The organism is Corallococcus sp. bb12-1, assembly GCF_026626765.1.
In the GTDB taxonomy this organism is placed as follows: Bacteria; Myxococcota; Myxococcia; order Myxococcales; family Myxococcaceae; genus Corallococcus; species Corallococcus terminator.
Map to the genome: position 1 here is coordinate 277,429 of NZ_JAPNJZ010000001.1, position 13,255 is coordinate 290,683.

Annotated in this window: 10 protein-coding genes; 6 read left to right on the plus strand and 4 right to left on the minus strand. The window is 70.7% G+C overall.

Annotated features, from left to right (window positions below; translation table 11 throughout):
- Positions 1 to 142: 142 nt before the first annotated feature.
- The gene (locus OV208_RS01130; RefSeq protein WP_267571919.1) at positions 143 to 1,012 is read right to left on the minus strand and encodes a DNA alkylation repair protein; all 870 of its coding nucleotides are present in this window, start codon (positions 1,010 to 1,012) and stop codon (positions 143 to 145) included.
- Positions 1,013 to 1,153: 141 nt separating this feature from the next.
- Here OV208_RS01130 and OV208_RS01135 point away from each other — a divergent pair, with 141 nt between their 5' ends.
- From OV208_RS01135 to OV208_RS01160, 6 genes are all read left to right on the plus strand, one after another.
- Positions 1,154 to 2,341, plus strand: a complete 1,188-nt coding sequence (locus OV208_RS01135; RefSeq protein WP_267571920.1) for a hypothetical protein — start codon at positions 1,154 to 1,156, stop codon at positions 2,339 to 2,341.
- 75 nt (positions 2,342 to 2,416) lie between these two features.
- Positions 2,417 to 3,487: a hypothetical protein gene (locus OV208_RS01140; RefSeq protein WP_267571921.1), complete on the plus strand. Its 1,071-nt coding sequence runs from the start codon at positions 2,417 to 2,419 to the stop codon at positions 3,485 to 3,487.
- Between the two features lie 36 nt (positions 3,488 to 3,523).
- A complete protein-coding gene (locus OV208_RS01145; protein WP_267571922.1) occupies positions 3,524 to 4,828 on the plus strand; it encodes a hypothetical protein in 1,305 nt (434 codons plus the stop codon).
- A gap of 21 nt (positions 4,829 to 4,849) precedes the next feature.
- Positions 4,850 to 6,838, plus strand: a complete 1,989-nt coding sequence (locus OV208_RS01150) for a hypothetical protein (protein ID WP_267571923.1) — start codon at positions 4,850 to 4,852, stop codon at positions 6,836 to 6,838.
- A 77-nt stretch (positions 6,839 to 6,915) separates the two neighbouring features.
- Positions 6,916 to 8,028 carry a hypothetical protein gene (locus OV208_RS01155; RefSeq protein WP_267571924.1) on the plus strand — a complete coding sequence of 371 codons (1,113 nt, stop codon included), beginning with the start codon at positions 6,916 to 6,918 and terminating at the stop codon, positions 8,026 to 8,028.
- A 16-nt stretch (positions 8,029 to 8,044) separates the two neighbouring features.
- Complete coding sequence (locus tag OV208_RS01160) at positions 8,045 to 9,025, plus strand: DUF4438 domain-containing protein (RefSeq protein WP_267571925.1); 981 nt, start codon at positions 8,045 to 8,047, stop codon at positions 9,023 to 9,025.
- Positions 9,026 to 9,090: 65 nt separating this feature from the next.
- Here the strand turns inward: OV208_RS01160 and OV208_RS01165 are convergent, their stop codons facing one another.
- The 3 genes from OV208_RS01165 to OV208_RS01175 all read right to left on the minus strand — a co-directional run bounded on the left by OV208_RS01165 (position 9,091) and on the right by OV208_RS01175 (position 12,804).
- Entirely contained in the window at positions 9,091 to 9,492 is a 402-nt protein-coding gene (locus OV208_RS01165) for a helix-turn-helix transcriptional regulator (protein ID WP_267571926.1), read from the minus strand.
- 18 nt (positions 9,493 to 9,510) lie between these two features.
- The gene (locus OV208_RS01170; RefSeq protein ID WP_267571927.1) at positions 9,511 to 10,320 is read right to left on the minus strand and encodes a hypothetical protein; all 810 of its coding nucleotides are present in this window, start codon (positions 10,318 to 10,320) and stop codon (positions 9,511 to 9,513) included.
- Between the two features lie 792 nt (positions 10,321 to 11,112).
- Positions 11,113 to 12,804, minus strand: coding sequence for a hypothetical protein (locus OV208_RS01175; RefSeq protein WP_267571928.1), 1,692 nt, complete (start codon positions 12,802 to 12,804; stop codon positions 11,113 to 11,115).
- Positions 12,805 to 13,255: the final 451 nt, after the last annotated feature.

The following is a 13,255-nucleotide window of genomic DNA, read 5'->3' on the forward strand; positions in this document are numbered from 1 at the left end:
TCTCCTTCCGCGTCCGGTGCGTCGTTGAAGGCACCGGGCACGGAGGGTGTGCTGCACGGCGGAAGGCATCGCCGCGCGTGAGCTGGAGCGGGGATGGTGCCCGCTCGCTCCGCACGGTGGGAGCATCACAGGCTCCCCGGAACTACGCGCGAGGGCGCGTGCGCGCGGAGGCCGTGCGCTTCTTCGCGGACTTCTTCGCGGGCTTCGTGGCAGCCGTTTTCGGCTTCGACTCCCGGGTGACGGCGCCTGGAGATTTCCGCGCCTGCTTCTTCGCCACCGCCGTGCGCGGGGCATCCGGAGCAGCCTTGTCGCTGGCCCCACGCTTCGACTTCGCCGCGGCCGTGTCACCCTTCCGCGCCTGGATCTTCTGGATGTACTGCGCGGCGTCCGGCGTCTCACAGGCCGTATCGCCTTGGTCCACCTCCACCTTGCCCAGCCGCTTCGCCGTCGCGAGCGCCGCCGTCTGGAGCGCGCCGCCCTGCGCTCCCAGCGCGATGAGCGCGCTGTTCATCGCCTCGCGGACCCGGTTCTTCGCCGTCGGCAGCTCCTGTTCGATGCGCTTCACCCACGGCGCCAGGTCCTCCCCCGCGAGCACCGTCGTCTTCACGAGCAGCGAGGCGAGCAGCTGCCAGCCCGCGCGCCCCACCCATTCCGAGGAGGAGCGTGTCCACTCCAGCGCCTTCAGCGCATGGGGTGAGCGCAGCGCCACGTTCGTCACGAAGACGTCCGTCAGCGTGTGCCAGTCGAGCGACTTCGCCCAGGCGCCCAGCTCCGTCCAGGACAGCGCGGGAGCGTCCACGACCATCGTCGCCAGCAGGCGCGCCTCGGTATGCCCCGACGCCCACAGCGAGCGGGCGAGCGTTGGAGCCGTGCCGATGCGCTTCTTCAGCACGCCCAGCGGCCCGAAGTTCACGCCGGACAGGGGCTCCGGTGCTCCGTGTCGGAGGTACGTCTTGCGTGTCTGCGGCGAACCCAACCGCTCCAGCTCCTGCATCGTCTCGTCGAGGGTCATGGCGGGCGCAGTCTGGCACGGAGTCGCCGCCAGGGCAGGTCCCTCGCGGTAGCTCAAATGAGTGACTGATGCACGCGTCCTTCGCTCTCTAACTTGGCGCTCTTGAAGGGCTGATGTCGCGCCATGCGAGGGGAGAAACCGATGACCAGCACCGGCTTCATGTCCGAGGAGTCCCTTGATGCCCCGGACGCCTGGGAGGGAGCGGATGCCCTCCAGGAGTTGGAGGAACTCGCGGATGCGTTCGGCGAGTTCGACGGCTTCGAGGCGGACGGCTTCGAGGGTGACAGCTTCGAGATGGAGGGCTTCGAGGACGACGGCTTCGAGGAGCTGTTCGCCGCCGCCGAGGAAGAGGACGCCTTCCTGGAGGACGACGGCTTCGAAGGCTTCGAACAGGACCTGGCCACCGGCCTGTACACGCCTTCCACCGCGCAACGCCTCGTCTCCGGTCCCGCCGCCGTCGTGCTCGCCCGGAGCCTCAACCCGTTCGTCCTGGAGTCCATGGACGCCGACGACTCGGAGGCCTTCCTCCGCCGCATCGCCCGGCGCGCCCGGGCCGCCGCGCGCAGTGTTGCCCGGGGCGTGCGGACGGTGGGCCGCATCGGTGGGGCCGCGCTGCGCCGCGCCGCCCCCCTGCTCAGCCGCGCGCTGCCGTTGCTCCAACGCGTGGCGGGCGTCGCCGGTCCGTGGGGCCGCGTCGTCGCCGCGGGGATTGGCGCGGCCCAGGGGCTGATGCGCGGCCAGGGGCTGAGAGGCGCGCTCGCGGGGGCCGTGGGCGGACTCATTCCGGGCGTGGGCGGGAGGATCGCCTCCTCCATCCTGCGCGGGGACGGCGCGGACGATGACGCGTCGTTGGACGCGCTCGCGGACATGGCGGACGCGCGGCAGGTGCCCGCCGCCGTGGCCCTTCCGCTGGGCGCGGGCCTCGCGGCGCGCATGGTGAGCCGGCAGGCGGTGCCCACGGTCGCCGCGCTCGGAGCCGCCGCCCAGGGCGCCGTGCGCTCCCGCACGCGCAGCCTGGAGCAGTACCTGATGCGCGTGGCGCGGCAGGTGCCGGGCGGCCCGGGACGCCGGCTGCGGATCCTGCGCGCCATCGCCCAGGTGTGCGCGGGGAACCTGCGCCAGCGGGGGCCGGGCGGCGCCATCGCCGCGATGCCCCAGGTGGTGCAGCGCGCGAGCCAGCGGGTCGTCAACCGCGCGCTCCAGACGCCCAGGCTCGGGGCCGTCCCGCCACGCGTGGCGGCGCGCCGGGTCCAGGCACGGCAGCAGGTGATGCGCCGCATCCCCGTCTCCGCCGTCAGCGCCGCGAGCGTCCGTCAGGCGCGCGCCTAGGCGCCGCCGTTCCATCCCTTCAACACACTTTCAGGACCAGCCAGCACAAGCCAGGACAGGCAAGGAGGAGTAGCCATGCAACAGCCGCAGCCTTTCGAGGAGGAGTTTTCCGGCCAGGATGAGATGTCCGACCTGATGGCCGAGGGCGAAGAGGGCTTCGAGGGCGAAGGCTTCGAAGCCGAGGGCATGGAGGGCGAAGGCTTCGAGTCCGAAGGCATGGAGGGCGAAGGCTTCGAGTCCGAAGGCATGGAGGCCGACGGCTTCGAGGGCGAGAGCATGGAGGCCGAAGGCTTCGAGTCCGAAGGCATGGAGGCCGACGGCTTCGAGGGCGAGGGCATGGAGGCCGAGGGCTTCGAGGGCGAGGGCTTCGAGTCCGAAGGGGCCGACGCGCTCGAGGACACCTTCGCCGAGGCCATGGACGCCCAGGACGAGGAGGAGTTCCTGCGGCGCCTCAGGGCCGGTGCCCGCCGGCTGATGCAGGTCGCCGGGCCGACGGTCCGGCGCATCGGACAGCGCACCCTGCCCATCGCCATGCGGCTGTTGCGGCAGGCGGCGCCGCGCGTGGGCGGCATCGTGGGCCAGGAGATTGGCCGCTCCGTGGGGGGGCTGCTCCGCGCGGACGCCATGGATGCCTTCGCGGATGCCGCGGCGGACTACGCTGGCGAAGAGGACATGGAGGCCTTCACGCGGGTGCTGGGGGGGCTCGCGGCGCGCCACGTGGTGCGCTCGACGATTCCTCCCGCGCGCCGCCGTCAGCAGCCCCAACAGGCGCGGGCCCTGGGCCGGGCCGTGGGCCAGATGACGGCGCGCATCGCCCAGCGGATCGTCCAGCGCTACGGCGCGCGGGCGCTGCCGGCGGTGACGCGCATCGTGCGCCAAGTGACGCGCCTGGTGCGCCAGCAGGGCGCGAGCCCCCAGGCGGTGCCGCGGATGATCCGCCGCATCGGCACCCGGGTGGTCGCCAGTCCCCAGGCGGTGCGCCGGCTCGCGCGGCCCAATACCGCCGCGCGGCAGCTTCGTGTGAGCGCGGGGATCCGCCGGCCCGCCCAGCGCAACCGGATGGATTCCATGATGGGCAGCAGGCCCGGCACGCGCCGCCTGCGCACCGTCGTGCTCAGGGGGCCGGTGCGCGTCGTCGTGCGGTGAGTGCAGCCACAGCAGGGGGCGGGGGGAGACAGGCACATGGCGGACGCGCTTCAGCAGTTCCTGCGGGCCAAGGTCCAGAACATCACGTTCCGCGCGGGGAGGCTCTCACGTCTCACCCCGCAGGACGTGGGGATCCGGCCACGGGACGTCCCGTTCGCTCCCTCCGCCGCGCACTTCGCGGCGGCCAACGCGCGGTTGGGGGAGATCGACCGCGACGTGCGCAAGGCGCTCGCGGGCCTGAATGGCCGGCTCCATGGCGCCCCGCTCCAGCCGCATGAGGTGCTGGAGCGCAACGCCCTGGTGGAGCGGGAGATCGACCGCGCCCGCCGCGCCTACGGCCTCTTCTTTGACGTCTTCAGCCAGCGGGGCACGCGGTTCGCGCCGGCGCTGGCGGCTTGCGATGCCATCGCGGTGGACTGCTTCCAGGCCGTCCGGCGCGCCTCGCCCGGACTGCTGTCCGGCCCGATGCTCAAGCCCGTCACCTACCTGGAGCACAGCTTCTCTCCGGCCACCTTCCGGCGGGGCGTGCTGCTCAGGAGGCTGCTGGGGGAGCGCAACCCCTTCCCGCTCATCCGCGTGCCGTACGAGCGCGTGGAGGCGCCCTGGGGCATGGGCGTCATCCTCCATGAAATCGGTCACAACCTGCAGGCGGACCTGGGCATCTGGCAGGAGACGGAGGTGGCCCTCCAGCGCCGGGTGCTGGGCGTGACGGGCAACCCGTGGCTCACGCGCCTGTGGGGCCGCTGGCACAAGGAGATCTTCGCGGACCTGATGGCGTGCCTCCTGGGCGGGCCCGCGTCGGTCCATTCCATGAAGGACTTCCTCGCGTACCCGCCTTCGCGCGTGCTGACGTTCCATCCGCTCAGCGCGCACCCCACGCCGTACCTGCGGGTGCTCATCCAGGCGGAGATGCTCCGGCGGATGGACTTCCTCCGCCAGGCGCGGGACGTGCGCGACAACTGGTACCGGCTGTACCGCGCGCGGCTTCCCGGCGCGCGCATTCCTCAAGTGCTCCTGCGCACCGCGGCCCGCGTCATCCCCCACGTGGTGGATGAAATCGCGTTCCAGCCGCGCCGGGGCCTGGCGCAGCGCGCGCTGGTGGACGTGGTGCCGTTCTGGCCGTCGGATCAGGAGCGCATCCTCCGGGCCGCTGAATCCCTGGCGCGGGGACAGCTGCCCCCGGGACTGCCGCCCCGCTACGTGGTGAGCGCCAGCCGCGAGGCGCTCGAACGAAGGCTGGCCCCGCCCGAGCAGATCTCAAGGACGGTGCTCAATCATCTGGTGAGGCTTGGCTCGCGGGATGCGCGGATGCCAGGCGTGAGCGTCACCCTGGCCGCATGACAGGACCTCAAGGGAGGGACGATGTACGAGAACACGAAGGGGCGGAGCACCGCTGCGACCATGGAGATGACGTCCACCGCGAAGACGAAGTTCGACGAGTTCCTGCGCCGTCAGCTTGGGGTCACGGACGCGCGAGACCCCACGTCGGTGGTGAACGCGCTGCGCAAGCTCTACCCGACGACGGCCGCGCGGCTGGATGACGAAAGCAAGGGTCAGCCCATCCGCGTCCAGGCCACGCCCGAACCTTCCGCTGGGGTGATGGTCAGCACCGGGGACTCGCCCGGCATGCGGAGATTCCGGCAGCAGCGCGCGGCGCTGGAGGACGACCTGAGATTCGCGGTGGAGCTCGCGTCCAACCGCGACTTCAAGGCCCCGGTGGACGGCTGGCGCGACTCCATCCTCGCGGAGATGGATGAGGGCGAAGCCGCGTCGTACCGGGCGGTGGATCCGGTGGCGCGCGACCGGACCTTCTACACCGTGCGCAAGATGGGTGACTGCGCCCGCGTGGCGCGCATGGTGGGGATGATCAACCCCACGGTGTGTCCGGAGTTCGGCCGGCTGGCGTCCACGCTGGACGAGGGCTCCATGCTCTTGCGCGTGCTCGCGGGCGAGTCCCTCTTCCGCGCGGGCTTCGACAAGGGCGGCAGCGTGTTCCAGGTCGCGCTCCAGGACCTGCGCCAGCGCCGCGAAGCGCTCATCAACACGCTGGAGCAGCTCACCGCCACCAGCATCCAGGAGGGCGGCGACGACTGGGGTGACGGCCAGGCCTCCTACGGCAAGCTGCTGGAGCGGCTGCGCACGCAGGGCCAGTCCGACCTGCGCTCCATCGTCCGGCCGGACGCGATGTCGCGGCTGTTGGATGTCCTCTTGAACCACGCCCCCCGGGCGCAGACGGAGGACATGCGGGGCATCGCGTCCGCGGTGCCCATGGAGCTGCTCCAACTGCGGCGGCTGCGTGACGTGGCGGGCAGCCTGCTGGACACGTCGGACGCCATCAACGCCTCCTATCTGGACCCTACCCGGGGACAGGGCGCGTCCGCGCCGCTGGCGGCCTTCACCGAAGCGCTCACGCTCTTCATCAACGCCTTCGACCAGCCCAACGCGGGGGCGCGGCTGCTCAACATGGTCCTCCCCGCCCCCCTGGCCTTCCAGGAGCGGGCCGACAAGGAGCAGGAACTGCACGACAAGTTCCGCGAACGGGCGGTCGTCCAGGAGCAGTTGGACGAGCTGCAGATGGACCCGACGACCACGGACGAGTTCTGGAAGGAGATGGCCCGGTTGGATCGCAAGCTGTACCACATCGACCGGATCATCGACCTGTACCTGCTGGACTACGACGAGGCCACCATCCCTGGCGGCGGCAACCGCATCGTCTTCCACACGGAGATGCTGGAGCAACTGGATGACAACGTGGATGTCTTCGTCCTGGACGCGGCGTTCCTCAAGGAGCAATGCGGCCTGGAAGAGGACACGCTGGCGCTCGCGAACACGCTGACCCAGGGCGCCGAGGACCGGGTGGAGGACATCGAGGAAGACCGGAACCACAAGTTCAGCGTCCCCTCCGGCTCGCACTGCAACGTGGGTGAGCAGTTCCAGGTGCCTCCGCCGATGCGCGTCTCGTTGGACCGGCTGGAGCGCCACTTCCCGCAGTACGGCGTGGACGGCCCCCAGCCGGCGCCCAACCCCGACACGCCTCCGCCTCCCAGGGCCAGGGAGGCGACGGGCGAGGCGAGCGCGATGTCTTCCGGAGGGGCGAGCATGGAGGAGGTCGCCACGCTCATCCAAAAGAACCGGGCGCAGATCCTCACGGAGCTGGACAAGCGGCTGGAGGCCCAGGGGCCGGAGCTGGCGCGACAGTTGGAGCAGGCGTTCTCCGACCAGCTCAAGGCCGTGGAGCGACTGCTGGCCGGGAAGCAACCGCAGGGCTCGGACGGCAAGCCCGCGGCGGTCAACGGCTACACCAAGACGGGCCACACCCGCCGCCACGTCCGTCACCCCCGGAAGCCCTGAATGCGGAACGCCCTGAACGTGCCCGCGAAGCCGGAACACATCCATCCTCTCTCCATGCTTGAACCAGGTGGCATGCCATGAGCATCGGTACGGCAGAAGCCCTGCAACGTCTCTTCGCGCAGTGGAAGCGCGAGGTCCTCGCCAACGTCTCCTCGGATGCGGAGCGCACGGAGCTGCAGAAGCAGCTCTCGGCGCGGGAGGAGGAGCTGCTCGCCAGCGCCTCCAATGGCCACACCGCGTCCCTCTTCTCGGACCTGATGGGCATGGGCAAGGACGGCGCGCCGTCCTTCGACGCCATCAGCCGGCCGGTGCTCGTCCAGGACTTCGACGAGTCGGTCATCGAGACGCAGCTCCACGCGACCGCGGAGCTCTATTACATCTACCAGCACGACCGGATGAAGGTGTTCCAGGTGGCCGGCGCGCTGCTGCGGCTCTTCCACGACGGGCGCATGCGCATCCAGCGCGGCCCTGGCGCGCGGGCGCTGTACCTGTTGGAGAAGCACCAGCCGCTGCGCTACAAGCCGCGCGACCGGCAGCTCGCGTACCGACGCGCGTTCAACTACGGGACGCTGGCGCCACCGCCGGGCGCGGTGATGTTCCGCAACTTCCACCGCGAGTTCGTCGCGTTCGTGTCGGCCATCGCCCAGTACTTCCGCGACCTGCTGATTGGCGAGGTCATCCGAGGCTCGCAGCACCTGAATGAGCGGCCCTTCGCCAGCCAGGCCACCATCCAGCGTCTGGGCACGGACATGCGCTGGCAGATCGACCGCGCCACCTACGGCAACATCCTGGCCCTCACGGTGGAAGTGGGCGAGTACCTCAAGACCATCCTGGACGCGCTGGAGACGCCCGACATCAAGAAGGCCTTCGACGCGAACACCAAGTGGGACGTCATCGAGGTGGTGTCGCAGCGCTACCTGGGTGGCGCGGCGGAGATCTCCCAGCGCTCGAAGATGGCGGACGCCGGACGGCTGCTGCTCAACTTCGTGGCGGACAATCCGTTCAAGACGCGCGACTTCCGAGACTTCCAGACGGAGGTCATGCCGCTAGGCCCGGTGGCCGAAGAGTGGATCGCCGCGTACCGGATGACGCCGGATGGCCGCGCCTTCCGCGGTGTGACGCCCACCCTGCGCAAGACGTTGGGCATCACCAGCCCCGCGCCGATGTCGATGTCGATGTCGATGCGCTGAAGCCCCGGAGCCCGCCATGGACGTCCCCCTGCCTTTCGTGATGGAGCCGGCCACGCGGGCCGCCACCTCGCCGCGAACCAACGAGTCGCGGCTGGTGGAGTCGGCGGTGGCGGGACAGGTGTCCCATCCCATCGTGTACGCCTCGCCGTACCGCGTGGGGCGGGACGGGGTGCTGCGCCTGCTGCCCGGCACCGGGGGCATCGTGCTCAACCGGCGCGTGGGAGACCCCGCGGTGGGGCTCGCGGCGGACCACATGGAGGCGGGGGTCTCGCTGCACAACAACGGGCGCGAGGTGGTGGGCCCTCGCAACGGCCCCAACCAGGCCCTGATGTTCTACGCGTGCGTGGGCAACCGGGCGCGCGTGACGAGCGGACCCGCCGAGGGCGCCGAGGGCACGGTGGTGGGCAAGCACGGCGGCATCAACCACGTCATCGTGGACTTCCCGCCCCATGTGAAGCGGCGGCTGGTCATTGGCGACCGGGTGCAACTGGATGCGTATGGCCAGGGGCTGGAGCTGCCGGACTTCCCGGACGTGCGCGTGCAGAACCTGTCGCCCCGGCTGCTGCGGCGCTGGGGCGTGCGGACGGTGCGGGGGCGGCTGCTCATCCCCGTCACGCACACGGTGCCCGCGGAGGTGATGGGTTCGGGCATGGGGCGCTCGGAGGGCGTGCTCGGGGACCTGGACATCCAGCTGTCGGATGCGGGGCTGGTGCGCCGCTTCCGGTTGGGTTCGCTGCGGTTGGGGGACCTGGTGGCGGTGTGTCCGTTGGACTATCGCTACGGCCCCAGCCGGCGGCCGGGCACCGTCACCGTGGGCGTGGTGGTGCATTCGGACAGCAAGGTCGCGGGTCATGGCCCCGGGATGACGCCGCTGCTGATTGCTCCCGCGTCGTGCGTCCGGCTGGTGTGTCAGCCGCGGGCGAACCTGGCGCTGGTGCTGGGGTTGCGCCGGAGCGTGGCGGCTCGGGCGCGTGGCGCGAGGGCGTACCGCTTCTAGGCGGTGGTGCTGCGATTGCGCCGGAGCATGGCTGCCCCGGCGCGGCTTGCCAGGGCGTAGCGCTGCTAGGGAAGCGGCGGCACGGAGGGAGCGCCGAAGCAGCGCGACACCACGGCCGCCCGCGTGTCCGCGCCGAGCTTGGTGAAGATGCGCCTCAGGTGGGCCGCCACGGTCCACGTGCTGATGCCCAGCTTCGCGGCGATCTGTTTGTTGCCCAGGCCCTCGCAGATGCACGAGACGACCTGCAGCTCGCGCGCGGTGAGCAACTGCACGGCGGAGGCGGGCATGGCGGCGGGTCGAGGGTCGGACGCGGGCTCTGGCTCCGTCGCGGGTACCAGGTGATAACGCTGGCCTCCGATGATGAGCTCCCCGGTCATGGCGGGACCTCGCGCGCCAGGAGTGGACGCGGCGCCGTGCTCGGGGATGACGAGCAGGACATGGCTCCCAGGTCGTAGTGGCGTCTCCATGGCGTTCCTCGGGGTGCGCTAGGGAGGATCCGCGAGTTCGGGGGACGACAGGAGGCGCCAGAGTTCGGCGGCCTCACGCACACGTCCGGCGGTGCGCAGGTCCTCCGCGAGGCGTTCGCCCGCGAGCTCACCCGAAGCGGGCTGCCCTGCCCTTTCGCGCGCGTGGGCCATCAGCTTCGTGATGCCCCGGCGGCTGAACCGCAGCTCGGTGAGGAAGAGCACGGCCAGCGCGCGCGCCGTCGTGAAGGGCCCTGCTGGAGCATCCGCCTCGGCCGTGTCCGGCGAACAGGCGGCCAACAGGGGGCGCAGCACCTGCGCGATGAGGACTTCGAGCTGCGCCAGCTGCGCGCCGCGCTCCCGTCCGGCCTGGGCCAGCGACGCCATTAGCTTCGGATCCTCGCCCAGCAAGGCCAGCGCCTCGCGGCCCTCGCAGGAAGGGGCGCCTCGCGAGCCCTGGAGGCGCAGGGAGATGGGCTCCTCGGTGACGTCGACTCCCAGCCGGCCCAGCCGCGCTTCGAACGCTTCGGGCTCGTGCTGCTTCCAGTGGGCCAGCGCGGCGATGAGCGGGGCCCCCGACAGAGGCCAGGCGCCCCAACGCAGGTCGACTCCGGAGGGTGAGTCCCACGTCACCGCGTCGAACGGGTTTCCGAACCAGGCGAGGACGCAGTCCAGCGCGCGGGCCTGGGGTTCCGTCAGCCCGAGTCCCAGGATTTCTGAGTGGGAAGGCGCGCACGGTCCGCGCACTGCGACGGTGCCCCGGTGGATGAGTCTGCCGTTCTCGTGGCCCAGGACGACCCGGGCATTCGCGGGGGGCAGCGTGGCCACCATCCCCTGGAGTTGGATCTCCTCGCGGGCCGCGCGCAGAGCAGCGAGGTGGGGCTCTTGCGGCGACGCGGCTGGGGCTCGCGGCTTCGGCTCGTTGACGAGGTCATCCTCCTGCCGCGAGGGGGGAGTTCGGGACCGCTTCGGCTCGGCGAAGGGGTCGGCCTCTGACCTTGCGTGCTGGGTCCGGGGCTTCGGCTCGATGAAGGGATCCGCTTCGGACCGCGAAGACGAAGCCCGGGGCTTTGGCTCGGTGAAGGGATCCGCCTCGGGCCTCGCGCGCGGAGTCCGGGGTTTCGGCTCGGTGAAGGGATCCGCTTCGGACCTTGCGTGGGGAGTGCGCGGTTTCGGCTCGGTGAAGGGATCCGCTTCGGACCTCGCATGCGGAGTCCGAAGTTCCGGCTCGGAGAAGGGATCCTCTTCGGAGCGCGAAGGCGCAGCCGGGTTGCGCGGGCGGGGCGCCATGGGCTCCGGGGTCGAGAAGGGCGACTCCTTTTCGAGGTCGGAGACCCAGCGATCCAGGAGGCTCATCACCCCCTGTGAGGGAATGGGAGCACGCGTCCGCTTCCGTCCCGAGTCATGTTCCGCCACGGCGACCTCCAGGTTTCCTGCCCAGGCACAGTAGGACTCGCCCCTGCGCAGGGAAGTTCAACGGGGGGCCGGGAAAGGCACGCACGGTTGACTTCAGAATGGAGCGCGCGCGGGAGAGGGTTGAGCGGACACTGGCGTCATCCTGGAGGGCCGTGAGCAGGCAAGCCCGCTGGGCGACCCACGTGTCTCGAACTGGCTGATGCCGGATCAGAACAAGCGCGAGTACGTCGACGGCGCACCGGGACGCGGGGTCCAGCGCTTCGCGTCGCGGGGCAACCACAGCAACTGGAAGGCTTCCGCGCGTCCTTCGTACCGCACGGCGTGCGGGCCCCGGGACAGCGCGAACTCAGGGGTGGTGATGCGCGCGCCGTCGATGAACAGCGCACCCGTGTCGAGCGCGCTCGCAGGATGCAGGAAGTAACGGTCGGCGCGCACCGCGAGGAACTGGTCGTCCAGCGCTCCGGAGTCCACGGGCACGCGGTAGCGCTGGCCCCAGAGGAAGAGGTCTCCGTCGAACGGCTGGTAGTGCGTATCGAGAAAGCGGCGCAGCGCGGAAGGCAGGCCGGAGGTGCGCAGGTCGTCCACGCGCAGCACGCAGCCCTGCTCCACGAGCGCACGGGGCATGTCGTGGGACAGCAGCTCCACGAGCGAGCCCCGCAGATACGCGTCCGTGTAGAAGTAGAAGTGCGCGTGGGGCCGGCTCACGAAGCCGCCCGAGTTGTCGTAGACGACATCCTCCGGCTCCGTGAGCGTGGCGATGCGCGCGAGCACGTCGCGCTGTCGAGCATTGCCGCCGCCATCCAGCAGGGCCTCCACGTGCGCGGCCTGCACGGCGAACAATCCCCCCAGTCCAAGAACGCCCACGGCCCATCCGGCGCGAGTGCGCAGCCGTGCGAGGACCGCGAGGACACCCCGCGCCGCGAAGGGTGCGAGCACGCCGAGGAAGGGCAGCAGGCTGTAGGGGAACGGGGCGCGCTGGAGTGCATAGGCGCCGAACGTCGCGGGCACGGCCACGACGAGCAGCAGGTCGGGCGTCCGCAGGCGTTCGCGCAGCGGACGGTCCGGGTCTCGCTGGAGCAGACGCTGGAGGGTGATGCCCAACCCGACGGCGGCGAGGAGGAAGAACGCGGGCTGTTTCCCCAGCGCAGGCAGCAGGTAATCGCGCCAGGAGAAGCCGGGGTAGTGGCGCTGGTGTTCGGACGCCCAGACGAAGCACCACTGCCACCAGGCGCGCCAGGAGTCCGTCACCGTGAGGTACGCGGCCACGGCGGCCACCGCCGCGAGGACACCGAGGAAGAAGGCGCGAGGCACGGCGATGAGCGAGGGCGTGCGTCCCCGACGCAGGAGGAGCTCCGCGAGGAGGACCGCGCCCACCAGCCCCCCGAAGAAGAGCGCTTTCTGGGAACCCCATCCGGAGGCGACGAGCAGCGCGCCCGCCAGGAAGGACGAGGAAGCAGACGCAGGCTGCACGGCCAGCGCGGCGAGGGCGCCCAGGAAGAGCGCGGCGGTGAGCGCATCCGGCCGCACCTCCGTGGCGAAGTGCAGGAACGCGGGCGTGAGCAGGAGCAGCACCGGGGCCAGGAGCGCGGCGGTGCGTCCCTCGCGGCGGTTGAGGAGGAACACCGACGCGCAGGCCCCCGCGAGCGGTACGAGCATCGCGGCGCGCAGGGCGAGCACGTTGCGCGGATCATCCCCGAGCAGCACGAACAGCGGCGCCAGCAGTTGGTACACGAGCGGAAAGTGCACCTCGAAGAAGTCGCGGTACGGCACCTGACCGTGGGCCATGAGCCACGCGGCATGCGCGTACTGGAACTCGTCGATGCTGAATGCCTTGTGCAGCGCGAGGCGCGAGGCCTGGAGCGCAAGCGCGACCAGGAGGACGCCGAGCCCCCACCGCACGTACCGGGACTCCTTCATCGGCGCCGACATATCGCGAAAGGCCGTCGGACTTCAGCGCCCGGACACCTGTCCCCTCAAGGCAGGCGCGGTGCATCACCTCAGCGAGACGCGTCCGCCCTTCAAACGGTCCTCCTTCCTCCGGCATGTCCCACCGGGCGAGCCCCTCCCGTGCCCAGGTAGACAGGTGCGTGGGCTTGCGTACCTGTCATGACCCATTTACCATTCTGGTCACTGGGTTCACGCCGCCCCTCTCGACGCTCTTCGATTGAAGCAGTCGTTGGCCCAGGTGAGGTGTTCGCATGTCCGGATATGACCCAAAAACCAATTCGGTCATGCAGCTAGGATGTCCCGTGAGGAGCCCGGCCCACCCTCCAGGAACGAAGTCATGAGGCGGAGGGTGCTGGCAGTGGCGGGGTGTGGAGGCGGAGACAGCAAGCCCGACTCGGCGCCC

Bases quoted from the DNA above. Each gene is read 5' to 3' on its own strand.
- OV208_RS01130 (WP_267571919.1), bottom strand. From the start codon at position 1,012: ATGACCCTCGACGAGACGATGCAGGAGCTGGAGCGGTTGGGTTCGCCG.
- OV208_RS01135 (WP_267571920.1), top strand. From the start codon at position 1,154: ATGACCAGCACCGGCTTCATGTCCGAGGAGTCCCTTGATGCCCCGGAC.
- OV208_RS01140 (WP_267571921.1), top strand. From the start codon at position 2,417: ATGCAACAGCCGCAGCCTTTCGAGGAGGAGTTTTCCGGCCAGGATGAG.
- OV208_RS01145 (WP_267571922.1), top strand. From the start codon at position 3,524: ATGGCGGACGCGCTTCAGCAGTTCCTGCGGGCCAAGGTCCAGAACATC.
- OV208_RS01150 (WP_267571923.1), top strand. From the start codon at position 4,850: ATGTACGAGAACACGAAGGGGCGGAGCACCGCTGCGACCATGGAGATG.
- OV208_RS01155 (WP_267571924.1), top strand. From the start codon at position 6,916: ATGAGCATCGGTACGGCAGAAGCCCTGCAACGTCTCTTCGCGCAGTGG.
- OV208_RS01160 (WP_267571925.1), top strand. From the start codon at position 8,045: ATGGACGTCCCCCTGCCTTTCGTGATGGAGCCGGCCACGCGGGCCGCC.
- OV208_RS01165 (WP_267571926.1), bottom strand. From the start codon at position 9,492: ATGGAGACGCCACTACGACCTGGGAGCCATGTCCTGCTCGTCATCCCC.
- OV208_RS01170 (WP_267571927.1), bottom strand. From the start codon at position 10,320: ATGGTGGCCACGCTGCCCCCCGCGAATGCCCGGGTCGTCCTGGGCCAC.